Annotated in this window: 28 protein-coding genes; 25 read left to right on the top strand and 3 right to left on the bottom strand. The window is 69.3% G+C overall.

What is annotated here, in order from left to right:
• The first annotated feature begins 47 nt into the window (after positions 1 to 47).
• The 24 genes from ACO0LU_RS10290 to ACO0LU_RS10405 all read left to right on the top strand — a co-directional run bounded on the left by ACO0LU_RS10290 (position 48) and on the right by ACO0LU_RS10405 (position 21409).
• Positions 48 to 947: a carbohydrate ABC transporter permease gene (locus ACO0LU_RS10290; RefSeq protein ID WP_424791275.1), complete on the top strand. Its 900-nt coding sequence runs from the start codon at positions 48 to 50 to the stop codon at positions 945 to 947.
• A gap of 18 nt (positions 948 to 965) precedes the next feature.
• Entirely contained in the window at positions 966 to 1913 is a 948-nt protein-coding gene (locus ACO0LU_RS10295) for a carbohydrate ABC transporter permease (RefSeq protein WP_424791276.1), read from the top strand.
• A gap of 11 nt (positions 1914 to 1924) precedes the next feature.
• The gene (locus ACO0LU_RS10300) at positions 1925 to 3367 is read left to right on the top strand and encodes an ABC transporter substrate-binding protein (RefSeq protein ID WP_424791277.1); all 1443 of its coding nucleotides are present in this window, start codon (positions 1925 to 1927) and stop codon (positions 3365 to 3367) included.
• A gap of 132 nt (positions 3368 to 3499) precedes the next feature.
• Positions 3500 to 3859, top strand: coding sequence for a GntR family transcriptional regulator (locus tag ACO0LU_RS10305; protein ID WP_424791278.1), 360 nt, complete (start codon positions 3500 to 3502; stop codon positions 3857 to 3859).
• Positions 3856 to 4734: an ATP-binding cassette domain-containing protein gene (locus tag ACO0LU_RS10310; protein ID WP_424791279.1), complete on the top strand. Its 879-nt coding sequence runs from the start codon at positions 3856 to 3858 to the stop codon at positions 4732 to 4734. The genes ACO0LU_RS10305 and ACO0LU_RS10310 overlap by 4 nt, the downstream gene beginning before the upstream one ends.
• Positions 4731 to 5450: a hypothetical protein gene (locus ACO0LU_RS10315; RefSeq protein WP_424791280.1), complete on the top strand. Its 720-nt coding sequence runs from the start codon at positions 4731 to 4733 to the stop codon at positions 5448 to 5450. Before ACO0LU_RS10310 ends, ACO0LU_RS10315 begins: the two co-directional genes overlap by 4 nt.
• Positions 5447 to 6397 (top strand): ABC transporter ATP-binding protein, encoded by a 951-nt coding sequence (locus ACO0LU_RS10320; protein ID WP_424791281.1) that lies wholly within the window; start codon positions 5447 to 5449, stop codon positions 6395 to 6397. Before ACO0LU_RS10315 ends, ACO0LU_RS10320 begins: the two co-directional genes overlap by 4 nt.
• On the top strand, positions 6394 to 7182 hold the full coding sequence (locus ACO0LU_RS10325; protein WP_424791282.1) for an ABC transporter permease: 789 nt from the start codon (positions 6394 to 6396) through the stop codon (positions 7180 to 7182). Before ACO0LU_RS10320 ends, ACO0LU_RS10325 begins: the two co-directional genes overlap by 4 nt.
• Positions 7183 to 7420: 238 nt before the next feature.
• Positions 7421 to 7912 carry a 30S ribosomal protein S16 gene (gene rpsP, locus ACO0LU_RS10330; protein ID WP_424791283.1) on the top strand — a complete coding sequence of 164 codons (492 nt, stop codon included), beginning with the start codon at positions 7421 to 7423 and terminating at the stop codon, positions 7910 to 7912.
• Positions 7912 to 8151: an RNA-binding protein gene (locus tag ACO0LU_RS10335; protein WP_424788398.1), complete on the top strand. Its 240-nt coding sequence runs from the start codon at positions 7912 to 7914 to the stop codon at positions 8149 to 8151. Before rpsP ends, ACO0LU_RS10335 begins: the two co-directional genes overlap by 1 nt.
• Before the next feature lie 118 nt (positions 8152 to 8269).
• A complete protein-coding gene (gene rimM, locus ACO0LU_RS10340; RefSeq protein ID WP_424791284.1) occupies positions 8270 to 8797 on the top strand; it encodes a ribosome maturation factor RimM in 528 nt (175 codons plus the stop codon).
• Positions 8794 to 10059 carry a tRNA (guanosine(37)-N1)-methyltransferase TrmD gene (trmD, locus tag ACO0LU_RS10345; protein ID WP_424791285.1) on the top strand — a complete coding sequence of 422 codons (1266 nt, stop codon included), beginning with the start codon at positions 8794 to 8796 and terminating at the stop codon, positions 10057 to 10059. The genes rimM and trmD overlap by 4 nt, the downstream gene beginning before the upstream one ends.
• 176 nt (positions 10060 to 10235) lie before the next feature.
• Complete coding sequence (rplS, locus tag ACO0LU_RS10350; protein WP_424788395.1) at positions 10236 to 10595, top strand: 50S ribosomal protein L19; 360 nt, start codon at positions 10236 to 10238, stop codon at positions 10593 to 10595.
• A 20-nt stretch (positions 10596 to 10615) separates the two neighbouring features.
• Positions 10616 to 11407 (top strand): signal peptidase I, encoded by a 792-nt coding sequence (gene lepB / locus ACO0LU_RS10355; protein WP_424791286.1) that lies wholly within the window; start codon positions 10616 to 10618, stop codon positions 11405 to 11407.
• A 3-nt stretch (positions 11408 to 11410) separates the two neighbouring features.
• Positions 11411 to 12127: a ribonuclease HII gene (locus ACO0LU_RS10360; protein ID WP_424791287.1), complete on the top strand. Its 717-nt coding sequence runs from the start codon at positions 11411 to 11413 to the stop codon at positions 12125 to 12127.
• On the top strand, positions 12124 to 12429 hold the full coding sequence (locus tag ACO0LU_RS10365) for a DUF2469 domain-containing protein (RefSeq protein ID WP_424788392.1): 306 nt from the start codon (positions 12124 to 12126) through the stop codon (positions 12427 to 12429). The genes ACO0LU_RS10360 and ACO0LU_RS10365 overlap by 4 nt, the downstream gene beginning before the upstream one ends.
• Before the next feature lie 91 nt (positions 12430 to 12520).
• Positions 12521 to 14122, top strand: coding sequence for a hypothetical protein (locus ACO0LU_RS10370; RefSeq protein ID WP_424791288.1), 1602 nt, complete (start codon positions 12521 to 12523; stop codon positions 14120 to 14122).
• Positions 14123 to 14216: 94 nt separating this feature from the next.
• Entirely contained in the window at positions 14217 to 14576 is a 360-nt protein-coding gene (locus ACO0LU_RS10375; protein ID WP_424791289.1) for a YraN family protein, read from the top strand.
• A 204-nt stretch (positions 14577 to 14780) separates the two neighbouring features.
• A complete protein-coding gene (locus ACO0LU_RS10380; protein WP_424791290.1) occupies positions 14781 to 16394 on the top strand; it encodes a YifB family Mg chelatase-like AAA ATPase in 1614 nt (537 codons plus the stop codon).
• Positions 16387 to 17538, top strand: coding sequence for a DNA-processing protein DprA (gene dprA, locus ACO0LU_RS10385; protein WP_424791291.1), 1152 nt, complete (start codon positions 16387 to 16389; stop codon positions 17536 to 17538). Before ACO0LU_RS10380 ends, dprA begins: the two co-directional genes overlap by 8 nt.
• Before the next feature lie 205 nt (positions 17539 to 17743).
• Complete coding sequence (locus ACO0LU_RS10390) at positions 17744 to 18151, top strand: hypothetical protein (protein WP_424791292.1); 408 nt, start codon at positions 17744 to 17746, stop codon at positions 18149 to 18151.
• 267 nt (positions 18152 to 18418) lie between these two features.
• Positions 18419 to 18886, top strand: a complete 468-nt coding sequence (locus ACO0LU_RS10395) for a signal peptidase I (RefSeq protein WP_424791293.1) — start codon at positions 18419 to 18421, stop codon at positions 18884 to 18886.
• Between the two features lie 38 nt (positions 18887 to 18924).
• Positions 18925 to 20472: a hypothetical protein gene (locus ACO0LU_RS10400; RefSeq protein WP_424791294.1), complete on the top strand. Its 1548-nt coding sequence runs from the start codon at positions 18925 to 18927 to the stop codon at positions 20470 to 20472.
• 124 nt (positions 20473 to 20596) lie between these two features.
• Positions 20597 to 21409, top strand: coding sequence for a response regulator transcription factor (locus tag ACO0LU_RS10405; RefSeq protein ID WP_424791295.1), 813 nt, complete (start codon positions 20597 to 20599; stop codon positions 21407 to 21409).
• On the opposite strand, the gene ACO0LU_RS10410 is transcribed toward ACO0LU_RS10405, so the two are convergent.
• A complete protein-coding gene (locus tag ACO0LU_RS10410; RefSeq protein WP_424791296.1) occupies positions 21388 to 22584 on the bottom strand; it encodes a diguanylate cyclase domain-containing protein in 1197 nt (398 codons plus the stop codon). The two genes, ACO0LU_RS10405 and ACO0LU_RS10410, sit on opposite strands and share 22 nt — an antisense overlap.
• A complete protein-coding gene (locus ACO0LU_RS10415; RefSeq protein WP_424791297.1) occupies positions 22581 to 24278 on the bottom strand; it encodes a sensor histidine kinase in 1698 nt (565 codons plus the stop codon). The genes ACO0LU_RS10410 and ACO0LU_RS10415 overlap by 4 nt, the downstream gene beginning before the upstream one ends.
• 92 nt (positions 24279 to 24370) lie before the next feature.
• Between ACO0LU_RS10415 and ACO0LU_RS10420 the strand changes: the two genes are divergently transcribed.
• On the top strand, positions 24371 to 25318 hold the full coding sequence (locus ACO0LU_RS10420) for a tyrosine recombinase XerC (RefSeq protein ID WP_424791298.1): 948 nt from the start codon (positions 24371 to 24373) through the stop codon (positions 25316 to 25318).
• 3 nt (positions 25319 to 25321) lie between these two features.
• Here ACO0LU_RS10420 and ACO0LU_RS10425 read toward each other — a convergent pair whose 3' ends face one another.
• On the bottom strand, positions 25322 to 25921 hold the full coding sequence (locus tag ACO0LU_RS10425) for a M23 family metallopeptidase (protein WP_424791299.1): 600 nt from the start codon (positions 25919 to 25921) through the stop codon (positions 25322 to 25324).
• Positions 25922 to 26164: the final 243 nt, after the last annotated feature.

Here is a 26164-nt window from a genome sequence, read left to right on the forward strand (position 1 = left end):
TCGGTGAACCAGCAGTTCAGCAACGCCGAAGGAGTCGTGTGGTGGTCGTGCACACCGAGACTCGGCCAGTCCGCAACAAGCCGAGATCGGATCTGCGCCTGGCACTGGTGTTCATCTTCCCCGCGACGGTCGGGTTGTTGACTTTCTACTTCTGGCCGTTGCTTCGCGGCCTGTGGCTGTCGATGACCTCCTGGGACCTGCTCTCCCCGGCGGAGTTCATCGGGCTGGACAACTTCACCCGGATGTTCGCAGACCCGGTGTTCTGGAACGCCGTGCGGGTCACCATCTACTACGTGATCCTCAACATCGGGTTCCAGACGGTGCTGGCCCTGCTGATCGCGGTGCTGATGCAGCGGCTCACCCAGTCCACCCTGCTGCGTTCGCTGGTGCTGACCCCGTTCCTGGTCTCCAACGTGGTGGCGGCGCTGGTGTTCCTGTGGATCCTGGATTTCCAGCTCGGCATCGGTAACCGGATCCTGACCGCGATCGGGTTCGATCCGGTGGCGTTCTTCAACTCCGAGACGTGGGTAATCCCGACCATCGCCGCGGTGAACATCTGGCGGCACATGGGCTACACAGCGCTGCTGATCTTCGCCGGCCTTCAGACCATCCCACAGAACCTGTACGAGGCCGCCCGGGTGGACGGCGCGGGGGAGGTGCGCTCCTTCTTCTCCATCACGATGCCGTTACTGCGGCCGATCCTGGGACTGGTGCTGATCATCACCGTGATCGGTTCGTTCCAGGTGTTCGACACCGTCTCGGTGACCACCTCCGGGGGGCCGGTTGATGCGAGCCGGGTGCTGCAGTACTACATCTACGACATGGCTTTCGGCCAGTTCGACTTCGGCTACGCCTCCGCACTGAGCGTTGCGTTGCTGGTGATCCTGATGGTGGTCACGTTCCTGCAATACCGCGTCACGCGGGCCGGCCAATCGGATCTGAACTAGAGGGAGCGGGGTGAGCACATGACTCAGGAGAAGGTGGCCGCGGTGGAACCGGAGGCCCCGATGAGGCAGGCGCAAACGTCCCGCCCCCACCGCAGGTCCGGCCTCGGGCGCATCCTCGCCTGGGTGGTGATGGTGCTCCTGCTGATCATCACCCTGTTCCCGTTCTACTGGATCCTGCGCACCGCGCTCTCCTCCAACAGCGCGCTTTACGCCAATGCCGCCTCGCTGCTGCCGGTGGAGTTCACCTGGAGCGGGTTCGCGCGGGTCTTCGGGATGCAGTCGGTGGAGGAGGCGATCGCCGACGGCGGGTCCGGGGCGCACATGGACTTCTGGCTGTACCTGCGCAACTCGGTGATCGTGGCCACCGCGGTCACGGTGTGCCAGGTGTTCTTCTCCGCGATGGCCGCCTACGCCTTCTCCCGGTTGCGCTGGCCGGGACGGGACTTCGTGTTCGGGCTGTTCCTGCTCTCCCTCATGGTGCCGCTGATCTTCACCCTGCTGCCCAACTTCCTCCTGATCCGTGATCTGGGTCTCATCGACACGCTGCTGGGCATCATGCTGCCCGGGCTGTTCATGACCCCGTTCGTGATCTTCTTCCTGCGCCAGTTCTTCATGAACGTGGCCATTGAAGTGGAGGAGGCGGCCTTCATCGATGGTGCCTCGAAGGTACGGGTGTTCTTCACCTTGATCATCCCGATGACCGTGGCCCCGATCGCCACCGTCTCGATCCTGACCTACATCACCGCCTGGAACGACTACTTCTGGCCGCTGATGGTCTCCTACACCGACGAGTCCCGGGTGCTGACCGTGGCCCTGGCCACGTTCAACGCCCAGACCCCCCAGACCGGTCCGGACTGGTCCGGCCTGATGGCGGCCACCCTGGTGGCGGCCCTGCCCATGCTGGTGCTGTTCATGTTCTTCGCCAAGCGCATCGTCAACTCCATCGGCTTCACCGGGATCAAGTGAGGAGCGCCATGATGAACCACACCACCCGGCCCGGCCGAGTGACGCACGGCGCCACCCGCAGTCGTCCCCTCCGGGGTGAGCCGGGACCGACCGCACGGACCCGCCCAGGAGGGCGGCGCCGTCGGCTGCGGATCTCCTCGATGGCGGCGCTCGCCGGTGCCGGCCTGGTGCTGGCCGGATGCGCGGCGCCCGAACTGGACGGTGAGGTGCACCTGGACTACTGGTTGTGGGACGCCAACCAGTTGCCGGCCTACCAGCAGTGCGTGCAGTCCTTCGAGGACGCCAACCCCGACATCAACGTGCGGGTGAGCCAGTACGGGTGGGACGACTACTGGCAGAAGGTCACCGCGGGATTCGTAGCCGGCGCGGGCCCGGACGTGCTCACAGGCCACCTGACCCGATACCCCGAGTACGTCACCCGTGAGGTGTTGCTGGACCTGAACGAGTTGGAGGCCACCTCCCAGATCGAGCCGGATGAGTTCCAGGAAGGACTCTCGGAGTTGTGGGTGGGGCCCGACGGCGGCTGGTACGGGATCCCCAAGGACTTCGACACCATCGCGCTGTTCTACAACCACGCCCAACTGGCCGATGCCGGGCTGGAACCGGAGGACCTGGAGGGCCTGGACTGGAACCCCGACGACGGCGGCACCTTCGAGGAGGTCCTCGCGCGACTGTCGGTGGACGCCAACGGGGTGCGCGGCGACGAGGACGGATTCGACCCGGGCAACGTGGTCACCTATGGCATCGCCTCCAACGGCTCCGGCGGCTTCGACGGGCAGACCCAGTGGTCCTGGCTGGCCGGCGCCACCGGGTGGGAGTACACCAACGCGCAGGTGTGGGGGGATGAGTACAACTACGACGATCCGCGGTTCCTCGACTCCATCGAATGGCTCTTCTCCCTCGTGGACAAGGGGTTCATGCCACCCTTCGAGATCGGCGGAACCGACCCCAACCCGGTGCAGCAATTCGCCTCCGGGCAGGCGGCGATCTCGGCCAACGGGTCCTGGATGATCCGCAGTTTCGCGGCCCTGGACGGGGTGGAGATGGGCATCGCTCCCGTCCCCAGCGGACCGGTGGGCCACCCGGTCTCGATGTACAACGGCTTGGCCGACAACATCAACGCCCAGACCGAGCATCCCGAGGAGGCGGCCCGGTTGGTGGCCTACCTGGGATCCGATGAGTGCCAGATCACGGTAGGGGAGCAGGCGGTGATCTTCCCGGCCCGGCCGGCGGGCACCGAGGCCGCGGTGGAGGAGTTCGCAGCCGAGGGGATCGATGTGACCCCGTTCACCGACCTGGTGGACAACAACTACACGGTGCTGTTCCCGGTGACCGACCACGGCGCCGCGATCACCTCGCTGGTGACGCCGGTGATGGACTCGATCTACCTGGGCACCCGGGACGTGCAGGCGATGGCGGAGTTGAACGACCAGATCAACGACATGTTCGACTGAGAAACCCCTCGGCCCGCACTGCCCCTGTGGCATTCGCCGCGCCCCGCATGTCGCAGGGCCGACGTCTACTGACGGATTGACAGTTCTTCACTCCTATGGTTCATTAGTCCAGTAATGAACCAGGGAGGTGGCATGTTCGACGGTCCTGAGCCGATCTACGTGCAGATCGCCGATCAGATTCGCGCCGACATCATCAGCGGCCGGCTGGCCGCCGGCGACCAGGTCATGTCGACCACGCAGTACGCCACCACCTACCGGATCAACCCGGCCACCGCCGCCAAGGCCTTCACCGAACTGGTGGCCGAAGGGATTCTCTACAAGCAACGAGGAGTGGGCATGTTCGTCGCCGAGGGAGCTCCGCAGAGGTTGCGGGCCCAGCGCCGTGAGGCGTTCTTCACCGACTGGATGGACCCGGTTCTGCGGGAGGCGCGGATGCTGGGCATCGATACCGCCGACCTCCTTGCCTACATCCAGAAGGGAGGCCGGCTGTGAGCGGGCTCAGCATCAGCACCGAGCACCTTGGTGTCCGGTTCAAGGACACCCAGGCCCTACAGGACGTCAGTGTGCAGTTCGACGCGGGTGCGATCCACGGCCTGCTCGGACGCAACGGCTCCGGCAAGACCACGCTGCTGTCGACGATCGCGGCACTGCGCCGGCCCACCTCCGGCGCCGTGTTGGTGGGCGGCGAGGATCCGTTCGAGAACGAACGGATCATGGGCGACATCTGCATGATCCGCGAGAGCGGCGATGTGCTCACCGACGAGAAAGTGCGCACCAACCTGGACTACTTCGCCGACGTGCGCAGGTACTGGGACGCCGACTACGCCGGGGAGTTGCTGGAGGCCTTCGAACTCTCGCCCAAGAAGCGCCCGGACAAACTCTCCCGTGGCCAGCGATCGGCCCTCGGGGTGGTGCTGGGTCTGGCCAGCCGGTCACCGGTGACCCTGTTCGACGAGGTGCACCTGGGTATGGACGCCCCGTCCCGGTACCGGTTCTACGACCTGCTCCTGGCCGATTACGTCGAGAACCCCCGCACGATCGTGCTCTCCAGCCACCTGATCAGCGAGATCGAGCAACTATTCGCCGGCGTCACGATCCTGCACTCCGGGCGCGTGCTACTCAATGCCGACGCCGAGGACCTGCGGGCTCGCGGCGCCAGCCTCACCGGCGCCGCCGAGGCCATCACCGACCTGACCGCGGGGCTACAGGTGCTGTCCACCCAGACGCTGGGTCCCACCCAGCAGACGACCGTGTTCGGCGACCTCGATCCCGACCTGCGCCGGCGGGCCAAGGAATCCGGTGTCGAGATCGGCCCGGTCCCGCTGCAGGACCTGTTCGTCCATCTCACCTCGGGGGAGAACCGATGACCACCACCACCCGTGTCCGACCGAATTGGATCGTGGCCACCAGGACCCTGATCGAGGCGCACCTGCGTGTGGCCGTGTGGCTCTGGGGGGTCCTGGTACTGCTGCTCATCGCCGCGCACATCCTGATGAGCGGGATCATCCCGACCCGGGTGCTGGTTGCGCCGTACGGCACCCACGCCTCCACCTGGTTCGCTTTCTCCCTCGCGCTCATCTTCGTGCTGGCCTACCTGCCGGTGCACGTGCTGTCCGGGATGACCAGGAGGGCCTTCATCCGGGCGAACGTGCTCACCGCGCTCATCATGGGGGTGCTCTACGGTGCAGTGCTGTACCTGCTCGCCGTCCTCGAGGCGCTGGTATTCCCCGACGCGGCGACGCTGCTCGAGGACGGGCCGATGCTCGGTTCGGGCGCCACCTGGGGGATGTTCGTGGGCCAGTGGTTGCTGTCCACCACGGCGATCATCTGCGGCCTGCTGGTGGCGATGGCCTACTACCGCACCAGCGCGCTGCTGGGCACCGTGCTGCTCATCCCCACCGTCGGCCCCGTGCTCGTGGTGATCGCGCTGACCGCGAGCGATGCGCCGATCCAGGCCTGGCTCGGCCTACCCACCGGGGCCGGATGGGCGGTGGCCTTCGCCCTCATCGTCATCGCTACCGGCGCTTTCGCTTTCCATCTTGTTACCCGCAACGTTCCCATCAACTCAGTGGAGTCCTCATGACGATCACCACCCAACCGGTCATCGAGATCACTGGCCTGCGCAAGACATACGGCGACACCGTCGCCGCAGACAACGTCAGCCTGCAGGTCCAGCCCGGAGAGATCTTCGGGGTGCTGGGGCCCAACGGTGCCGGCAAGACCACCACCGTGGAATGCCTCGCCGGGCTGCGTACCGCCGACGCCGGGACCGTGCGCATCCTCGGCCGCGACCCCCAACGCGACCCGGCCTCGGTTCGGGAGGTGCTGGGGATCCAACTGCAATCCTCCCGGCTGCCGGCCAAGATCACCGTCACAGAGGCGCTTCGGCTGTACGCCGCCTTCTACGCCGATCCCGCCGATGCCGACGAACTGTTGGCACTGCTGGGTCTGCACGACAAGCGGCACACCAAGTTTGAGGCACTCTCAGGTGGGCAGCAGCAACGTCTGTCCATTGCCCTGGCCCTGATCGGCAACCCTCAGGTGGCGATCCTGGACGAACTGACCACCGGCCTGGACCCCCAGGCCCGCCGGGACACCTGGAAACTGGTCGAGCAGGTCCGCGCCCGCGGCGTGACGATCGTGCTGGTCACCCATTTCATGGAGGAGGCCGAACGGCTCTGTGACCGGCTGGCCATCATCGACAGTGGCCGGATCGTCGCCGAGGGTGCCCCGGCCGCCCTCATCGCCGACCTGGAGGAGGAGCGCACGTTCCGGATGCGACTGTCCGAGACACTCGATGAGCAGGTGCTGCACAACCTTGCCGACGTGGACCGGGTGCGCCACGTGGGTCACGAGATCGAGGTCAGCGGCTCCCGCACGGTGCTGCCCTCCACCCTGCTCGCCCTGGCCGAACTCGACATCGTCCCCGACGAGATCCGCACCCTGAACCGTTCCCTGGAGGACGTGTTCGTGTCAACCACCGGGCGCGAACTGTCCGTCGCCGATGCCGACTCGGAGGTCTCCGCATGACTGCCGCCACCACCACCCGTCCACCTATCCCGCGCGGTCTGGGCCAACTCACCCGCACCGAAGCCCGGCTGTTCAGCCGCGACTTCGGCTCGGTCTTCTTCGCCCTGATCTTCCCTACCGTTCTGCTTGTGGGCATGAGCCTGGTCATTCCAGGCATGCGCACCGAGGTGGAGGGGGTCGGGCCGCCCTGGGACGGGTTGCAGGTGATCCACGTGTTCACCCCAGCCCTGGTCAGCGTCGCCATCGCCACCGTCGGGCTCACCACGTTGCCGGCCTATCTGGCCGGCTACCGGGAACAGGGCATCTTCCGCCGGCTGGCCGCCACCCCGATGCGCCCGGCAGGGGTGCTGTACGCGCACATGGTGATCAGCATCGTCACGCTGTTGATCGCCTCGGCGCTGGCGGTAGTTGTGGGCGTGCTCGCCTTCGACGTGCCCCTCCCGTCCCAGCCGCTGGTGCTGGCCGCATCGTTCCTGCTGGGCGCCGCGACGATGCTCGCGATCGGGTTGGTGATCGGTGGGCTCGCCCCGAAGGCCAGCACCGCTTCCGGAATCGGGATGCTGACGTACTTCCCCATGCTGTTCTTCGCCGGGCTGTGGACCCCGGGGCCGATGATGCCCGACACGCTGCAGACCATCGCCACCTACACCCCGCTGGGTGCGGCGAGCCAGGCGCTGTCGGAGGCGTGGTTCGGCACCGGCACCCCGTGGCTGCAGTTGGGAGTCATGGGTGCCTATACGGTGGTGTTCTTCGCCGTCGGTGCCCGCGCCTTCCGCTGGTCCTGACGGCGGACCCGCCCGGTGCGGACCGGACCGGGCGGCGTGGTGTGGCGTGTATCCCATCACAGCGGGCGTGCGGGGTGTGGCCCGGTGCTGCCGCGATCTGGCACAATAGCCCGCTGTACCCATCGTGGTGCCCGGCCCTCTCTCCGCGCACCATGATGTGTCCCGGGTGACCTGCCCGCCCTTGTCCCTACAGGGTGTGTCGGGAGCCCTCCCAAACACTCGAGGAGTAACCACCAACGTGGCCGTCAAGATCCGTTTGAAGCGCCTGGGCAAGATCCGGGCGCCCTACTACCGCATCGTCGTCGCCGACTCCCGCACCAAGCGTGATGGCCGGGTGATCGAGGAGATCGGCAAGTACCACCCCACCGAGGAGCCGTCCGTCATCGACGTCGACTCCGAGCGGGCCAAGTACTGGCTGGGGGTGGGCGCACAGCCCACCGAGCAGGTGCTCGCACTGTTGAAGGTGACCGGCGACTGGCAGAGTTTCAAGGGTCTGCCCGGCGCCGAGGGCACTCTGCGGACCAAGGAGGGCGGTGCCGACGCCGCCGAGGCGATCAAGGCAGCCGAGGCCGACGCCGAACTACGCAAGGCGCAGGCGGCCAAGGCCAACGAAGACGCCGCTCAGGCTGCCGAGGAATCTGCTGAGAAGCCCGCCGAGGACGCGAGCACTGCGCAGGAGCCGGCTGAGGCCGCCGACGGCAGCGGCGAGGAGCCGGAGGCGCGAGCCTGATGCTGGCCGATGCACTCGAGCACCTGGTGCGCGGCATCGTGGACAACCCTGACGATGTCCGGGTCGACACCAAGACGCTGCGCCGCGGTGACCTGCTCGAGGTACGGGTGAACCCCGCCGATCTCGGGCGTGTGATCGGACGCTCCGGTCGCACCGCCCGCGCCCTGCGAACCGTGATCGGCGCACTGGCCACCGATGGCCCGGTTCGCGTGGACGTCGTGGACGTGGACCGACGCTGAACCGGCCCGAACTTCGCAGCCACCCAGCCCCTCGGGGCCGGGTGGCTGCGTCGTGTCGCCGCCGTGCGGATACCGGCCGGGTGTGTACCGGAGGAGGCGGGTACGCCATGATCGGGGAGTGACCGGCGAGGATCAGGAACTGCTGCGGGTGGCGACCATCGGTCCCCCCCACGGCCTGCGTGGCGACGTCCGACTGCAGGTGCACACCGACGATCCGGAGGCTCGGCTCGCGACCGGTACCGAGATCGTGACCGACCCGCCCGAGGCCGGCCCGCTGGCCGTGGCGCACCTGTACCTGCACCGCGGCCGGTACCACGCCCGCTTCACCGGACACACCGACCGCGACGCCGCGCAGGCGCTGCGCGGAGTGAGCCTGCTCGCTCCTCCCGTCCACGAACCGGACGCGTGGTACCCACACCAGTTGCGCGGACTGGTCGCCCGCACCCCGGCTGGCGTGGACCTGGGCAGCATCGAGGACGTGCAGCACATGCCGGCCCACGACGTGCTGGTGCTGCGCAGCACCGCCGGGGAGCAGGTGCTCGTGCCGTTCGTGTCCCAGATCGTGCCCGAGGTGGATGTGGACGCCGGCACGGTGACGATCGACCCGCCCGGTGGGCTGCTGCCCGATGAGGAGCAGCAGGCGTGACCGGCCGGATCGATGTGGTGAGCATCTTTCCCCAGTACCTCGACCCGCTCGACCTATCCCTGGTGGGTAAGGCACGCCGGGACGGGCTGCTGAATATCTCCGTGCATGATCTGCGTGACTGGACCACCGATGCCCACCGCACCGTCGATGACGCTCCCTTCGGGGGCGGCGCCGGAATGGTGATGCGCCCCGATGTCTGGGGTCGTGCGCTCGATGAGGTGTTCAGGCAGGGCCGGCATCATGTCCGCACCCTGGTGCTGCCCTCCCCGGCAGGGGAACCGCTGACCCAGACTACCGCTGAGGAACTGGCGCTGATGGTCGCCGCCGGGGCCCAGTTGGTGCTCGCGTGCGGGCGGTATGAGGGCATCGACGCCCGGGTGGCCCACCACTACCAGGCCGGCGAGCAGATCGAGGTTCGCGAGATCTCCATCGGCGATTACGTGCTGAACGGAGGCGAGGCCGCGGCCCTGGTGATCATCGAGGCGCTGGCCCGCCTGCTACCCGGGGTGGTCGGCAACCCCGAGTCCCTGGTGGAGGAGTCCCATGGCAGCGGTGGCCTGCTGGAGTATCCGGTCTACACCAGGCCCACCTACTGGCGTGACCAGGAGGTGCCCGAGGTGCTGCGCTCGGGTGATCACGATCGGATCCGCCGCTGGCGCCGTGCCCGCGCACTGCAACGCACCGCCCAGCGCCGCCCCGACCTGCTGGAGGCCGCGGGGACGGTGCAGGTCCGCCCCGCGAAGGCCGCTGACATCGAGGAACTGGCCGAGGTAGCCGCGGTCACCTTCCCGCTGGCCTGCCCAGCCCACATCGCCCCCGACGACGTGCAGGCCTTCATCGACACCAACCTCAATCCCCAGCGACTGCGCGCCTATCTGCGCAGCCGGGAGCACACGATCCTGCTGGCGACCCTGGGCGGGGCCATCGTGGGCTACACGCTGCTGGGCTATCAGGAGCCGAGCTCGGAGGACGTCCGCGCTGTGCTCCGCGCCCGGCCGTGCGCGGAGTTGAGCAAGATCTACGTCCTGCCCGAGCACCACCGGCGAGGCGTTGGCGCGGCACTGGTCCGTGCGGCGATCGCGGAGGCCACGCTCCGCCCGGTCGACTCGGTCTGGCTCGGGGTGAGCCAACTCAACGAACGTGCGCAGCAGTTCTACCGCAGCCAGGGATTCACCCGGGTGGGGGAGCGCACGTTCAACGTCGGCTCCAGCATCGAGTCCGACTTCGTGATGGAACTCACCCTGGGTCCCACATCGGCCTGATTCTCTCCGATCGTCCTGGTGTGGCAGAATATGCCGAGGTCACCACCCTCCACGCCTCTGCCGCAGGGGAGCGCGTGCCCGTATGAGCGTTGGGTGACCACCGACCATTACTTCCACGGCGGCGCCCGCCGCCCGTATCAGCGCGAGTGACCTGTGGCACAGCGGAAAGGCTCAGCATGAACATCCTGGACGAAGTGGACGCAGCATCGCTGCGCACCGACGTGCCCGAGTTCCGCGCCGGTGACACCGTGCGCGTACACGTGAAGGTCATCGAGGGGAGCCGTTCGCGGATCCAGGTGTTCCAGGGTGCCGTGATCGCCCGGAGCGGTGGCGGCGTGCGCGAGACCTTCACCGTACGCAAGGCCAGCTTCGGCGTGGGCGTGGAGCGGACCTTCCCGCTGCACTCACCGACCGTGGACCACATCGACGTCGTCAGCCGTGGTGCGGTTCGCCGGGCGAAGTTGTACTACCTGCGCGACCGTCAGGGCAAGGCCACCCGGATTCGCGAGCGTCGCGAGACCACTCCGGCCAACTGACCGGCATCGGCCGGTAGCAGGTGACCGATCAGCCCCGGAGCGGGGCCGGCAGCGCGAACGACGACGACACTCCGGCGCCCGCTTCCGAGGCGACCACATCCGTCGTCGGAGCAGCCCGGGGCGACTCGCCACGCCGGGGTCGCAAGCGGGGGCCGTTCGCCACGTTCCTGCGCGAGACCACCATCGTCGTGGTGACCGCACTGGTGCTGTCGTTCGTCATCAAGACCTTCTTCGCCCAGGCCTTCTTCATCCCGAGTGTGTCCATGCAGGACACCCTGGACGTGGGGGACCGGCTCGTGGTGAATAAGTTGGTCCCTGCCGTCAGTGACATCGAGCGGGGCGATGTGGTCGTGTTCGTCGACCCCGGTGGCTGGCTGCGCGATACCCCCGCGCCCGAGCCCACGGTCTGGCGCCAAGCCCTGATCTTCGTCGGGATCCTGCCCCAGCACGCCGATGAGCATGTGATCAAACGCGTGATCGGCCTGCCCGGCGATCAGGTCGTCTGCTGCGACGAGCAGGGCCGGGTGAGCGTCAACGGTGAGTCGATCGACGAGACACCCTACCTGGCCACCGGGGTCGCACCCAGCCAGGATGAGTTCGACGTCGTCGTCCCGGCCGAGCATCTGTGGCTGATGGGCGATAACCGCGCCCAGTCGGCCGACTCCCGCTACCACGGTGGGGCCGCGGGTGGCGGATTCGTTCCGGTTGATCAGGTCACCGGCCGTGCCTTCGTGATCGTGTGGCCGCTGGACCGGCTCACCTGGCTGTCCGGGGGCGAGGACGTCTTCGCCGGTGTGTCCGACCCCGCCTGAACGATGAGTGCTGCCCACCGCCCCAAACGCCGCAGCAGGACGCGCCCACCGAGCCGGCATGCCGAGCGCGACCTGATCGACTCCGGTCACGAGTTGGTGGCCGGCGTGGACGAGGTGGGCCGCGGTGCACTGGCCGGGCCGGTGAGCGTGGGCGTCGTCGTGGTGCGCCGGGACACCGGCCGCATCCCGGCGGGTCTGCGCGACTCGAAATTGCTGCGCCCCCAGGTCCGGCAGTCCTTGTGCGCGCCGATCCGCCGATGGGCGTACGCCAGTTCTGTCGGTCACGCCAGTCCCGCCGAGATCGACGCGTGGGGGATCATCGGGGCACTGCGGATCGCCGGGCAACGTGCCCTGACCGTGCTGGCCGAGCAGGGCGCAGCGCCGTCGGCGGTGATCCTGGACGGTCATCATGACTGGCTCACCCCGCCCCGGGGGATGGTCGTGGAGGTGCCGGCGCCGCAGGTGACCACCCGCATCAAGGCCGATCTGACGTGCGCGAGCGTGGCCGCAGCGAGCGTGTTGGCCAAGTGTGAGCGCGATGACGCGATGACCGTCCTGCACCCGGACCACCCGGAGTTCGGGTGGGCCGAGAACAAGGGGTACGCCGCCCCGGAGCACGTGCGTGCGCTCCGGGAGCGCGGGCCGACCCCCTGGCACCGGCGCAGTTGGGCGTTGCCCGGCACAACAGTGGCGCTCGAGCAGGGCATGATGGACCTGTGAGTGCCGACGACCTGGAGAGCTATGAGACCGACGCCGAACTCGCGCTGTACCGCGAGTACCGCGACGTGGTCGGGCTGTTCTCCTATGTGGTGGAGACCGAGCGCCGCTTCTACCTGGCCAACCACGTGGACCTACAGGTCCGTTCGGCCGGCGGTGAGGTGTTCTTCGAGTTGACCCTCGGAGACGCCTGGGTCTGGGACGTGTACCGCTCGGCCAGGTTCGTCAAGTCCGTGCGGGTGGTGACCTTCAAGGACGTCAACGTGGAGGAACTGGCCAAACCGGACCTGGAACTGCCCGGCTGAGCACCCACCACCCGTCGGAGCAAGGGCAGCAGAACCTGCCCGGCGTCGTCGGGCACACCTGTCAACGCAGACTTCGAGAAAGGGACCGGACGTGGTCCAGGACAAGGATGGGCAGCGCCGCACTATAGCGCTGCTGGGCAGTAGCGGGGGGAACCTGCGCAGCCACGGCGGCCACGACGCGGCCGGGATGATCGCCGATGTCCGGCGTCAGGTACACGCGGCCGGCTTCGAACTGACGCACGTGCAGGTCGTCGCGGCGCAGATCTCGATGCACAGCGCCGCGGAGGAAACCCCGGCAGAGCTGTTCTCGCTGGTCAACGGTCAGGTCACGGTCACCGCCCGCGGCACCCTGGCGGAGGTGAACCGGGCCGCAGCGGCACTCGACGTCGAGATCGCCGAGCAGGTGCGCGCGGGCACTGTCGACGGGTTGATCCTGATGAGTGCGGACCCGACCGGCACGAACGCTGCCACGGTGGCCGCCGGCGTCGAGCAAGGCCTCCCGGCCACCGGAACCGGGGGGACCTCGGTCGCCACCGCACAGCAGATGGGGTTGAACGTCGTCGGCGCCTCGGGCACCACCGGCACCACCTCCACCACCCGTGCGGTGGCCTACGTCTCCGCCCTGGCCCGGTACTGGAAGGTTCGGTACCGCCCCGCGCTGGGCGGCGGTGGCAGCCAGTCGGGACACACACGTGAGGCCGCGTGGCGCCGGATCAGCATCCGCGGCATCATGGTCGGCTCCATCCCGGCCTTCATCGCCCTGGCGCTGGTGCTGGCGGTGAGCAAGATCCCGCCGCTGGCCGGGTTGTCCGATGTGTTCGACGTGCTGATGGCCGGTCTGCCGGTGGTCATCGCGGCGGTCGCGGCGCGCAAGATCTCCGGGCTCGATGAGGTGGGCCTGGTGGCCGGTGCGATCGCCGGAATCCTGGCCGCCGAGGGCGGCATCCTGGGCGGGTTGGCCGGCGGGATCCTGTCCGGGCTGCTGGCGGCCTGGCTGATCGGCAAGACCCTGGCCTGGCGCTTCCCGGCCACCACCGCCAACATCGCCACCGGTGCGGTCGCCGGAGTGGTACCGGGACTGATCGTGTACTACCTGTTGGCGCCGGTGACGAACTGGCTGGGCCTGGCCGTCAAGGACGGAATCGAGGCGGCCCTGGTGTTCAGCCCGATCCTGGCCGGAGCATTGGCCGGTGCGGTGATCTGGTTCGCGATCATCGGCGGGGTCTACCACGCGGTGATCCTGCCGCTGGTGCTGCTGGAGATGGGGCAGAAGGGCCACAGCTTCTTCGGTGCCATCGACATGGTCGCCCTGGTCATGGTCAGCCTGGGCATCACCCTGGCCAATGTGATCAAGCCCCGCACCAGCGGTGAGCGGGCGCTCGCCGGATCCGGTGCGCCGGTGAACTTCTTCTTCGGGACCTTCGTCGAGGCGGCTTATCCGTTCATGTTCGGCGATAAGCGCGTCTTCGCCGCCGCTGTCGGCGCGGCGACCGTCGGCGGTGCGGTGGTGGGAGCCTTCGGGGTCGAGGCCACCGCGTACGTCCCGGCCTTCGTCGCTCCGTTCATCGCCACCAGCGCGGTCGGGATGGTGATCTCGATGCTCACCTCGATGTCCCTGGCCTTCGTGCTCACGTATCTGATCAACCTTCGTGCGATTCGCACCTCGCGGCGGAGCGAGGCCGTGCCGGTCTGAGCCGTCCACAGCCCGAGGCGCTGTCCACACCTGGGCCCCGGGGCTCCTTGCGGACGTCGCCCGGCGGGCACGCTGGGCGGTGGAGGTGGTGGCTGTGTCCGCTCACAACCAGCAGATCGGTGCACGTGGCGAGCACGTGGCCGCCGGGTGGTTGCGCAACCACGGCTTGCGGGTGCTGGCCATGAACTGGCGTTGCCGGGCCGGCGAGATCGACATCGTCGCCCAGGACGGGGCAACCCTGGTGGTAGTGGAGGTCAAGACCCGCACCTCGACCCGGTTCGGAAGCCCGGCCGAGGCGGTAGCCGGCGTGAAACTGCGGCGTCTGCGGCGTCTCGCCGCTGCGTTCCTGGCGCAATGCCCGCACTACTTCCCGGCGGTGCGCATCGATGTGATCGCGGTGCTACTGCCACCCGGGGGAGGGGCGCTGGTCAGGCACCTGCGCTCGGTTGGCTGACCAGGTCCGCGCAACGGACGTCCGACCTTGCGCGCCTCGACGCGGTGCCGTATCGGTGGTGCGCGCCGGCGCCGGCGCGTCGTCGAGCCGCTGAGCACCTATTCACAGCGCAGCGGCGTCGGAGCGCCCGTCCACAACCCTTGTGCTCGGGCTCACACCCCACTGGCTCCGGGGGGCAGCCTGCACCGTGGAGGTGGTGGAGATGTGCAGCAGGAACCGGAGCACCGGGCCCGGGATGACCAGGCAGGAGGCCGGGTGATGGGCCTGGGGCGTACCTGGGCGGTAGCCCTGGTAGGCATGCGCGGGGTGCTGGTGGAGGTCCAGTCCGACGCCGGGTCCGGCATCCCCGAGGCCACCATCGTGGGGTCGGTGAGCACCGCGATGAAGGAGGCCAAACACCGGGTGAAGGTCGCGCTGAAGCACTCCGGGATGCGGTGGCCGGACAAGAAGGTCGTGGTGAACCTGTCCCCGGCGGATGTGCCCAAGCGTGGCTCGGTGTTCGACCTGGCGCTGGCCACCTCGATCCTGTGCGCGGACCGGCAGATCGAAGCGCCGCTCGCCGAACGGACGGTGCACTTGGGTGAACTGAGTCTGGACGGCCGCGTGCAACCGGCCCGCGGAGTCCTGCCCGCCGTCCACGCCGCGGTACGTGCCGGCTACCCCCACGTGGTGGTCCCGCAGGCCAACGCCGCCGAGGCAGCTCTGGTCCATGGCGCGCAGGTCACCGGGGTCGGCCACCTGATCGACGTGGTCCGCCACTACGGCGTCACGATCGACGCCGACTTGGAAGAACAGGTCCGCAGGAGCGCTCCGGCGCAACCGCTCGAAGCGCCCCATGCGGGCCACTCGGGCCCCGACGCCGATCTGGCTGACGTGCTCGCCCAGCACCAGGCCCGGCACGCCCTGGAAGTGGCGGCCGCCGGCGGTTACCACCTGCTCATGGAGGGCCCACCCGGTACCGGTAAGACCATGCTGGCGGCCCGGCTGCCTGGGCTGTTGCCGGCCTTGGGGGACGCGGATGCCTTGGAGGTCACCTCGGTGCACTCCCTGTGCGGGACGTTCAGCCCCGAGGCGGGCCTGATCCGGCGCCCACCGTTCGAGAGCCCACACCACACCGCCAGTGCGCCGGCGATCGTCGGCGGCGGCAGCGGGATACCCCTCCCGGGGTCGATCTCCCGAGCACATTGCGGCGTGCTGTTCCTGGACGAGGCCCCGGAGTTCCCCTCGCGGGTGCTGGAGACGCTGCGCCAACCGCTGGAGGCCGGTTACGTGAGCCTGGACCGTTCCGGCGCGCACACCTCCTACCCGGCCCGGTTCCAACTGGTCCTGGCGGCCAACCCGTGCCCGTGCGGGCATGCGGGCAGCCCGCACAGCAGGTGCACCTGCACCCCGCAGATGCTGCGCCGCTACCGGTCCAGGCTCTCCGGTCCGGTGCTGGACCGGGTCGACATCCAGATCGGGGTAGAACCGCTGTCCCAGGCCGAACTCGCCACCGCCGCCACCGGGGAGGACACCGAGACGGTCCGTGCGCGGGTACTCCGGGCTCGTGAGCGCACCAGATCCCGGCTGGAAGGAACCGGCTGGACCATCTACCGGCAGGCCCCGGGCCGTTGGGTTCGTGAGCGCACCGCCGCAGCCGGGCGCCGGTTGACCCGGGATCTGGACCGTGCCCGGGACCGCCGCCAGATCACCATGCGCGGTTATGACCGGGTGCTGCGCCTGGCCTGGACGCTTGCCGACCTGGCCGGGCGGGACCAGGTGTGTACCGAGGACATCGCCACCGCCTTCACCCTGCGGACCCGGGAGCGTCATGGCTGAACAGCGCCCACCCTTCGACATCACCGACGAGCGACTGGCGCTGGCCGCCTGGAGCCGCATCGCCGAGTCCGACGACGCCGCAGCCCGCCCGCTGCTGGCCGGCGCCGGCGCCGGAGCAGCACTGGACTGGCTCTACCGCGGAGCCCGGGGCGCCCCGCCCGGCTTGCGACCCTCACGGGTCTGGGCCACCGCCGCACAGCGGTGGTTGCCCCGGTTGCACAACCTCGATCCGCGCCGGGAGTTGGAGGTGATCGCCCGTCGGGGCGGACGGCTGCTGGTGCCGGGTGAGGAGTCCTGGCCCGTAGCCGTCGATGACCTGCCCGCCCCGCCGTGGTGCCTGTGGATGCTCGGCAGTGCGTGCCCGGCGGGGCTGACCCGGAGCTCGGTGGCGATCGTGGGTGCGCGAGCGTGCACCGACTACGGACAGCGAGTCGCCCAGGACCTGGCCTACGAGGTGGGTGGCCAAGGCGTGACGATCACCTCCGGGGGAGCCTTCGGCATCGACGCCGCGGCCCACCAGGCGGCACTGGCCGCCGATGCGCCGGTACTGGCCGTGATGGCTGGCGGACTCGACAGGTTCTACCCGAGCGCGAACACCGATCTGTTGCGCCAAGTGGCCGGTTCGGGGGTGGTTCTCGCCGAGGTTCCACCGGGCACCGCCCCGATGCGCTCACGGTTCCTGCGGCGGAACCGACTGATCGCCGCCCTGGGCAAGGGCACCGTGGTGGTGGAGGCGGGGTGGCGCTCGGGTGCGCTGAGCACCGCGCGGGCCGCCAATGACCTGATGCGGCCGGTGGGCGCGATCCCGGGCCCGGTGACCTCAGCCACCTCGGCCGGCTGCCACCGGTTGATCCGCGAGGCCGAGGCGGTGCTGGTCACCGGGGCGCAGGACGTGCTCGAACTGATCAGACCGGTGGGCACCGTGGACGAGCACGCGCCGGCGGTGCAGCCGGGCCTCCTTGATGATCTGAGCCCGGACCAGGCCAAGGTGCTCGATGCTCTCCCGGCTCGAGCCGGCGCCGGATTCGATCCTCTGGTGCGTGCCAGCGGGCTCGCCCCGGCCCAGGTCAGTGCCGCGCTGGGGATGCTCGAACTGGGCGGACGGGTCCACCGGTCCGGGGCGACCTGGCGGCGTAACCGCTGAGCACGTGTTCCGCGCTGCTGCAGGTGTGAGTGTGGCCGGCATCACCGCACCTGAGCAGAACCTGAGGTGTCCTTGAGCCCGGACTGGGGGCGTGCTGAGGGGCCGCTCGTAGTGTCAGGGATGTCGCCACCGGAACCCTCATCGGCCCGGTGGCGACACCCAGACATCAATCGGCCGTTACGGCCCGCACACCGAAGGAACTGTCGTGAACAAGCCCCGCAAGAAGAACGCACTCGCCCTGCTCGCCGGTGTTGCCGTGGCCGCGGCCGTGGCCGCCTCCGCGGCCACCCTGGGAGGTGTGAACGCCCAGGAACTGGGTGCCGATTCCAGCGAGGTGGTCGCTCCGATCACCGAGGGTGTCAGTGTCACCTGGGAGACCTCCTACGATGCCGGACAGGGCTACTACGTCGTCGACGGTTTCACGCTGACCCCGACCGGTGCCGAGACCATCCCCGCTGACGCCGAGGTGCAGGTCACGGTGTCCGGCGCCAACGGCGAAGAGTTGGCCGAGTACACCGGCACCGGCGGTGGCTACATGGAGGTGGACGGCAGCGACACCATCGTGGCCGCCCACGACGTGTACGGCGCTGCCGTGGTCATCACCAACAACTAGTAGTCCCTGCTACCACCGGATCCCCGGTCCGCCCGCCCAGCACCAGCACATCCAGGAGCACCCATGACGGCGAGTCCCCGCCTCGAGCCGGACACCGCCGTCATGGGTGCTTTGCACGTGGCGGATCAGGCGGCAACGGTCGTGCCTCGGCAGCCTGCGCTCGTCGCCGTGGGGCCCGGGCCCGGAGGGACGGAGGAGCCACCATCTCGCGATACCCGCTCGCGCGCACGCCACCGCGCCGCGGGGGCGGCTCGCCTGCGCACGGTTGTGAGCTGGGTGCTGTTGGCCCTGGCGGTCGTGGCCCTGTGGCCCGCCCAGTTCGGCGGCCTCACCGGGCTGACGATCGTGCACGGCGCGTCGATGGAGCCCACCTACACCACCGGGGACGTCGTGGTGACGCTTCGGACCGGTTCCTACGAGGTGGGTGATGTCATCTCCTACACCGTGCCCGCCGGGCAGGCCGGTGCCGGTGGCCACGTGATCCACCGCGTCGGCTCGGTCGAGCCGGACGGCACCTACACCACGATCGGTGACAACAGCGAGAACCCGGATGAGTGGGTGATCGCCGACGCGGACGTGCGCGGCAAGGCCGTTGCGGTGCTGCCCCGGGCCGGGATCGTGTTCAGCCCCCAGGTGCTGCCGTACGTGGTCGCCCTGGCCGTGGGTGGGATCGTCACCCTGTTGCTGTGGCGCACCGACGACGACGAGACGGACTCCGGCGGTGAGTCCCCGTGACGGCGGCCAGAGACCCTCGGAGGCGGGCCAGGCGGCGATTGGCGGGATTGCTGGCGTTGCTGGCGGTGTTGATCCTCAGTGGCAGCGTGATCGGCTCGGCGGCGGGACTGGGTGGAGCCCACCCCCAGCAGATGGGGGCCGGCGCCGTGCAGACCAGGGAACTGGCCGGGCTGGGGATCCAGTACGCCGCGCACTGGGACGAGGGCGACTGGCGCCTGGGTCCGGTCACCCTCACCGGGGGAGGGGACCGGGGCTTTCGCGCGGGCGACGAGATCAGCATGAGCGTGCACGCCCCGGGGCGTACCTGTGAGGCCGGCACGGTGACCGAGGGCGCGGTGCCGTCGGTGACGCTGACCGAGGGCATGAGCGCGCCCGGCTGCGCCATCACCCGGATGGCTCCTCGCGACGTGACCACCGTGGCGATCTCGGTGACCGGTACCGACGGCGTCACCGGGACCAGCACTATCGGGAACCTGAGCGGGTCCCTTGCTGCCTTCTCCGGGGCTCTGCTGGATACCGCGCGGGTCATGCATGGTCAGGCCGACACCGAGATCGTCGGCCAGCAGAACCAGATCACCCAGGTCCACCTGAGGCTACCCGGAACCCCGATGAGCGAGGTCGCCGGCGCATCGATCGCCGTCGTCCTGCCCGGCACCGGGCAGACGCGGGGCACCGTGTCCACCGCCGCCGATGCCCCCGTGCGCGTGCGGAGCGACCCCGGTGGGGGCTCGCTCATCACCCTCGTCATGGAGCAGGCCTGGGCCATCGAGGGGGAGGTCGAGGTGCAAGCGCTGCTCGCCACCACCCAGCACCTCAGCGGACCGGACGCTCCCGGCGCGATCAGTACCACCGCATGGACGGTCACGGCCGAACCGGTCGCGCCGCCGCCGGCGAACGTGGACCACGCCCTCGAACCGGTCAGCCTGACCCCGGGGCTCGAGTACCACTACACCTGGGCGGGTGGCCAGACGAATACCCTGAACTACTGCCACAACTTCACCGTGACCAACGTTTCCGGTGTGACGGTGCCGGACTGGACCGTGCAGTTCGACAGTTCCCTCCCACCACTATGGGGCGCGAATCCCGAAGTGCCGGGAACCGTCAGTTACAACAACACCGAGACCCGCGCCTACGACGCGCGCACCGGCCTGTGGACTCTCGGGGCAAGCAACGACTGGCACCGCGTCCTACAACCCGGGGCTACGCAGCACTTCGGTTACTGTGCTGACCGGGTCCCGACCCCAGAGCCGGACCCCTCCCTGTTCGAGGTCGCCCCGGTCCGCGTGGGCGGTGGTGACTGGCACGTCACCTTCACCATCGAGGTCACCTCGACCAGTGAGTTCTATGTGCCCTGGAGCGTGGAGGTCGACTTCGCCGACCTGGTCTGCCCGACCAGCCTGACCGAGCACCCGCTGCAGTTCTCCCGGGCTATCGCCACCCCTATAGCCGGCAGTACCACCCGTTACCTCATCCAGGGCACGCAGGGGGACACCCAGTTGGTCTCACGGGACCACCCCCGGGTGTTCACTTTCGCCAACTACGGGCCGCCGCCCGGCTGGGAACGTCCCTGCCCGGGGGGCGGCTGAGGTGGTTCCGGCATACCCCGGCCGCGGCCCCGGAGAAGCGTTCAGCCGGAACTTCTGCGATATCGTCACAGGAGTCATCGACTGCCCACCACGTCAGGGCAGTCAGGTTCCGGGGAGCGATGAGGTGCAGGACGGGCGTATCGCGGTCGTCATCGAGGACGATGCCGACATCCGTGAACTGGTGGCCACCGTGCTGGAGCAGGCCGGCTTCGATACCTACTCGGCCGACACCGGCACCGAAGGGGTGGACCTGGTGCGCCGTCACGGGCCGCTGGTGACCACCCTGGACGTGAGCATGCCCGGGATCGACGGGTTCGAGACCGCCAAGCGGATCCGCGCGGTGAGTGACACCTACATCGTGATGCTCACCGCCCGCACCGAGGAGATCGACGCCGTAGCCGGCCTGCAATCCGGCGCCGATGACTACCTCACCAAGCCGTTCCGCCCGAGGGAACTGCGCGCCCGGATCGAGGCGATGCTGCGCCGGCCCCGGCAGATCCGCACGGAAGTAGCACCTACCGGAACCACCCCGGAACACTCCGGCGGGCCCGGAGCCGGTGCGAGTAGTCCGCCGACGCCTGCCATGGGGGGTGGTGCGAACGCCGGATCGGCGTGGCTGGACCACCACGGCCTGGCACTGCATCCGCAGATGCGGATCGTGAATCTGCACGGGGCGGAACTGGATCTGACCCGGAGCGAGTTCGACATCCTGCACGCCCTGCTCGAGGGGGGCCGGCGGGTGATCAGCAAGGCAGACCTGGCGCTGATGCTGCGAGGTGAGACCTACCTGGGCAGCACCGCCTACATCACCGAGCAGGACGAGCGGGCCATCGAGGTGCACGTGGCCAACCTGCGCCGCAAGCTCGGGGAGCGCCCGGCCCAGCCCCGATGGATCGAAACCGTGCGCGGGGTCGGTTACCGGCTCACCGCTGCCTGAGCAGCGGCCTCATCCGCCTCGACCAGGACGATAGCGGTCTCGGCACCTGCCGCGGAGCGGATTGCGCCGGTTCGGGCCCGGTCCAGGAGGTCCCGGGCGCTCAGTCCCGGGACGCTGACGCACACCCCCACCCCGACGATGACGGTCGCAGTCGTCGCAGCCGCGTTGAACTCATCGAGCACCCGCTGGGAGATCTGCCCTGCGAGACGCTTGGCCTGGTTCGCGCCCAGCACCGGGGCACTGATTACCACGGTGGCCGGGTCAACCTGACCGACCACGGCAGAAAGCGGTACCGCGGTCTGGATGCCCTCGCGCCAGCGGGTGGCGACCTCCTCGGCGGCACGGGTGCCGAACGCGGAGCGAATCTGGTCCAGACCGCCGGTCTGCAGGACGATCACGGCCAGACGCTCCTGGCGCTGCTCGGCGCGGTGCAACTGACCCTGCAGCACACCTTCGAAGGAGCCCCTGCCCAGGAACCCGTCTCGCACCTGGCTCAGGGTGATGTCGGTACCTCGTGCGGGCCGGGCTCGATCCTGGGCGCGTAGCACCGAGAGAGAGACCACCACCGAGATGGTCAGCGCGATCGTGATCACGGACGTCGGGGCGGTATCGAACCATTCCAGGAAGAGTTCCGACTCCGGCCCACGGGTGAGGAAGACCCAGGTGCGGGCGATGTAGTACAGGCACTGAACGCCCAGCGCGGCGGTGAGGCCCCAGGACGTGGCCGTGGTGCCGAGCCCGCCCCGGCGAGCTTCGATCGACCCCAGTCCGGAGAGCACGAGCAGTGCCAGGAACATTACCTCGGCGCCCGCCCAGGAGCCCCCGCCGGGGCCCTGGGTCAGCGTGCTGAGCAGCGTCGTCACGGCCAGCAGCCCGACCAGGGCGACGCCCGGGGCCATCGCGCGGTCGTTGTAGACCCGGCCGCCCACCCACATGCACCCGGTGGTGACGACGAAGGCGGCATTACCCACCGCAGCAGCCACCCACGCACCGGCCAGGAACTCCCAGGCGAGATAGCACATCACCGCCAGGATCCCCGCCATGAACGACAGCGCCCACACCCGTGCCGCGCGGTTCCTGGCGTGCACCACCGTGTCGGTCAGGAACGCGATGCCGGAGACCACCACCACCAAGGCCGTCGCCAGGCTCATCGTGGCCGGATCCAACCAACTCATCCTCGCTCCTCGTGCGTTGGGCTCGGGTGGGCGGAGCCGGTCGCCGCCGCAGATGGTGCTCCGGTAGCCGGCCCTGGTACTACGGCGGGGAGCCGCACAACGAACGTGGCGCCCTCGTCGGGAGTGCTCTGCACGGTGATGTCGCCGCCATGGGCACGCGCGATATCCCTGCTGATCGGCAACCCCAGACCGCTGCCGTGGGTGGAGGTGTTGCGCACCCGGTCGGAGCGGAAGAACCGGTCGAACAGCAGCGGGAGTTCCTGTTCGGAGATTCCGGGACCGTCATCGCGCACCACGATCCACGCATGCCTGCCGTCACTGGTGACACCCACGGCGATCCGGCCACCGTCGCGGCCGTACTTGATGGCGTTGGAGATCAGGTTGTCCGCGACCTGCCGGATCCGGTCGACGTCGATCCGCGCCCAGGTGGGTTCCACCCCGGTGGCATCGATCCGCATCTGTCGGCTCCGGGCTTGGTCCGAAGCCGCTTCGATGGCGGCGCCGACCACCTCGGACAGGCTCTCCGGGACCGGGGTCACCGTCAACGCGATGCCTTCCCGGGAGTGGGCGGAGGTGGTGAGGATGTCGCCGATCAGGGTGAGCAACCGTCCAGCATTGCGTTCGGCGATCTGCAGGCCACGGCGGGTGCCGGCCGGAAGGCCGTCCGTCTCGGCCGCCAGTTCCAGGAACCCCAGGATGGAGGTCAGCGGGGTGCGCAACTCGTGGGAGACCGAGGCCACGAGGTCGGCACGGGCGCGCACCGCCAATTCCTCAGCGGTGGCGTCACGGCTGACCATCACGATGCCCACGTCCTGTCCCCGCCAGTCCTGCAGTCGGCGCGTGGTCGTTTCCAGTGCTCGGCGGTCCCGGCCCGGCGCTCCGTACCAGTGCAGTTCCCGCTCCACCGTTTCCCCGCGACTGGCTCGCGCGCTCGGCTGGTCGCGCGGATCCATGGGTGTGTACCCGTCAGCCCGGTAGAGTTTCTCCCCGGCGTGCTCGCGCAGTGTCTGCAGCCCGTGATGGGCTTCGTTGGCGACCACCACCCTGCCGTCGGCACCGTAGACGACCACCTCGAAGTCCACCGCATCCAAGACGTCGGTCACCAGGTCTTCCTGTCGTCGCGCACGTTCCACCGCGTGTTGCAGGGACTGCGCCTGGCCCTGGAGCAGATCTTGCTGTGCGCGGACCCGTCGGCTCACCAACTGGGTGATGACGGCCAGCGTCGCGATCACCAGCGGTCCCAGCGCAGCCGAGGTGGGCGTCGCACCGGTGTCCCGGAGGGCCACCAGGCCCCAGTAGGCCACGGCGATCGACACGAGCATCCCGAGGGTAGCCGCCAGTCCGAAGGACCACGCGGTCCAGATCGCCGGGAAGATCCACAGCAGGCCGAGGTCCGCCGCCGGGCTCGATTCGCGCAGCATCCCGATCGCGGCCGCGTTGAGCACCGGTAGCACTATCCGCAACAACCTCGGGTACCGCGGCCAGTTGATCAGCAGCGCAGCCGCGCAGGTAACGAAGGTCACCGCCAGGGAGATCACCAGCAACGTGGGGTAGCGCACCATCCCCGAGAGCACCACCAAGGTGGCGGCCAGGAGCATCAGCGCCGCCAGCAGCATCTGCACCAGGATGAGCGTGCGGGTCGACTCGCGCGGATCACCTGGGGCGCGCTTACCCCCGTCGCTCCCGGTTCTCATTCCCCCGACGTTAGCGTGGATCGGCTCGCGTCCTTTGCGGCCCGGCGGTGTCGGGTGCACGGTTGTGCCCGGGCCCGTGGCACAGTGTGTGGATGGGCACCCAGGAGCGGACGAGGGAGGCAGAACGGCCCGGGGATGTACCGATGCTGTCGGCATTCGCCGCCCACCTGCAGGCTCAGCGTGGGCTGTCGGAGCACACCGTGCGGGGCTACCGCGGGGACGTCGTCTCGCTGCTGGCCACACTGGCCCCGACCGGTTCCGACCCCGAGACGACCGACCTGGCCGGCCTGGACCTGCTCGCGCTGCGCAGTTGGCTGGCTGCGCTGTCGGCGCGCGGTCACGCCCGGGCCAGCATCGCCAGGCGGGCGGCGGCCTCGCGCACCTTCACCGCCTGGGCCGTGCGTAACGGCTGGCTCGCCGTCGACCCCGGGCCGCGGTTGCTGGCACCCCGGGCCGATCAGGTGGTCCCGCACATCCTCACCGAGGCGGAGGCCGGGACCCTCCTGCGCACCGCCGGGGAACTGGCACAGGACGGTGAGCCGGTGGCGGTGCGCGACTGGGCGGCGCTGGAACTGCTGTACGCCTCCGGTCTACGGATCAGCGAGCTGGTGGGTCTGGACATTACGCACGTGGACTTTGGTGACCGGCTGGTGCGGGTGCTGGGCAAAGGCGCCAAGGAACGCATGGTGCCCTTCGGGGTGCCGGCATCGCGGGCGCTGACCCGATGGCTGCACGTGCGCGCAGAACTGGCGACGTCGGTGGCGGGTGACGCGTTGTTCGTGGGTGTGCGCGGCGGACGGGTCGATGCGCGACAGATCCGTACCGTGGTGCACCGGCTCACCGCGCTGGCCGGGGTGCGTGACCTGGCTCCGCACGGGTTGCGCCACTCGGCGGCGACCCATCTGCTCGACCACGGATCCGACCTGCGCTCGGTCCAGGAGGTGCTGGGGCACTCCTCGTTGCAGACCACGCAGCGCTACACCCATATCTCCGCCGAGAGGTTGCGCAGCGCGTTCCATCAGGCCCACCCCAGGGCCTGAGGGTCACCCCTGCAGCGGGTACAGCCTGATGGTCACCGGTCCGGAGCCCACCAGGGCAAGCGGATCCAGGTAGGTGTCCGGGCCCGTGCGTGCGCCCCAGTGCAGGCAGGACTCAGCGCAATGCGCTCCGGCCTCGCCCACTCCCACACGACCGATCACCTCCCCGGCGTGCACCTGCTGACCGGCTCGCACCAGCGGCTCCAGCGGTTCATAGGTGGTACGGATGCCGTCGGGGTGGTCGATGGAGACCACGGTGCGGTCCACCACCGGTCCGGCGAAGGCCACCACTCCGGCTGCGGCGGCGTGCACCGGTGCGCCGACCCCGGCACTCAGGTCCACTCCGCGATGCCCCGGCGACCACACCCGAGCGGGTGGCTCGAAGTGGCGCAGGACCCGTGGCGGTGGCGGTATCGGCCAGCGGTACTCCAGCACGGGGTGCGCCCCCGAGGCCGGACCGGCCCGCGTTGTCTGCGGTTCGCCGCCGGCGGCCGGCCCGGGGACTGCTTCCGGTGCGGCCGGGGTGAGGCCGGACCAGGGCGTGGTGAGCGCCAGTGCCACCAGGGCCACGGCCCCGGCGCCCGCGGCGATCGTACGTAGACCCATCCGGACCTCCTTCGGGCCCCAGCATCGCCGCGGGCCCCGCCACCCACCCCCGACCCCGCTCCGGCTGTGGAGCACCGGTCCGCGGCGGCCGGCCTGTGGATGATCCTTGGCGCAGCGTGAGCATCGTCTCAGTGCCCGTTGTCTCCGGGCGGGCCCTTGGGCCTGGTGTGGCGGCGCCGATCGGGTAGCATGGGCCCCGCAGTCGGTGTGTCTGCAGGCTTGTCCTGCGACGAACCGGCTGAC

This window comes from Pseudactinotalea sp. Z1748 (assembly GCF_049725185.1).
In the GTDB taxonomy this organism is placed as follows: domain Bacteria; phylum Actinomycetota; class Actinomycetes; order Actinomycetales; family Beutenbergiaceae; genus CALKWS01.

What these genes read in the sequence shown, in the direction of transcription:
- ACO0LU_RS10410 (WP_424791296.1), bottom strand. Translation starts at nt 22,584, where the DNA reads ATGAGTTGGTTGGATCCGGCCACGATGAGCCTGGCGACGGCCTTGGTG.
- ACO0LU_RS10425 (WP_424791299.1), bottom strand. Translation starts at nt 25,921, where the DNA reads ATGGGTCTACGTACGATCGCCGCGGGCGCCGGGGCCGTGGCCCTGGTG.
- rplS (WP_424788395.1), top strand. Translation starts at nt 10,236, where the DNA reads ATGAACATCCTGGACGAAGTGGACGCAGCATCGCTGCGCACCGACGTG.
- ACO0LU_RS10305 (WP_424791278.1), top strand. Translation starts at nt 3,500, where the DNA reads ATGTTCGACGGTCCTGAGCCGATCTACGTGCAGATCGCCGATCAGATT.
- ACO0LU_RS10415 (WP_424791297.1), bottom strand. Translation starts at nt 24,278, where the DNA reads ATGAGAACCGGGAGCGACGGGGGTAAGCGCGCCCCAGGTGATCCGCGC.
- ACO0LU_RS10320 (WP_424791281.1), top strand. Translation starts at nt 5,447, where the DNA reads ATGACGATCACCACCCAACCGGTCATCGAGATCACTGGCCTGCGCAAG.
- ACO0LU_RS10420 (WP_424791298.1), top strand. Translation starts at nt 24,371, where the DNA reads ATGGGCACCCAGGAGCGGACGAGGGAGGCAGAACGGCCCGGGGATGTA.
- ACO0LU_RS10315 (WP_424791280.1), top strand. Translation starts at nt 4,731, where the DNA reads ATGACCACCACCACCCGTGTCCGACCGAATTGGATCGTGGCCACCAGG.
- dprA (WP_424791291.1), top strand. Translation starts at nt 16,387, where the DNA reads ATGGCTGAACAGCGCCCACCCTTCGACATCACCGACGAGCGACTGGCG.
- ACO0LU_RS10300 (WP_424791277.1), top strand. Translation starts at nt 1,925, where the DNA reads ATGAACCACACCACCCGGCCCGGCCGAGTGACGCACGGCGCCACCCGC.
- ACO0LU_RS10335 (WP_424788398.1), top strand. Translation starts at nt 7,912, where the DNA reads ATGCTGGCCGATGCACTCGAGCACCTGGTGCGCGGCATCGTGGACAAC.
- ACO0LU_RS10360 (WP_424791287.1), top strand. Translation starts at nt 11,411, where the DNA reads ATGAGTGCTGCCCACCGCCCCAAACGCCGCAGCAGGACGCGCCCACCG.
- ACO0LU_RS10325 (WP_424791282.1), top strand. Translation starts at nt 6,394, where the DNA reads ATGACTGCCGCCACCACCACCCGTCCACCTATCCCGCGCGGTCTGGGC.
- ACO0LU_RS10295 (WP_424791276.1), top strand. Translation starts at nt 966, where the DNA reads ATGACTCAGGAGAAGGTGGCCGCGGTGGAACCGGAGGCCCCGATGAGG.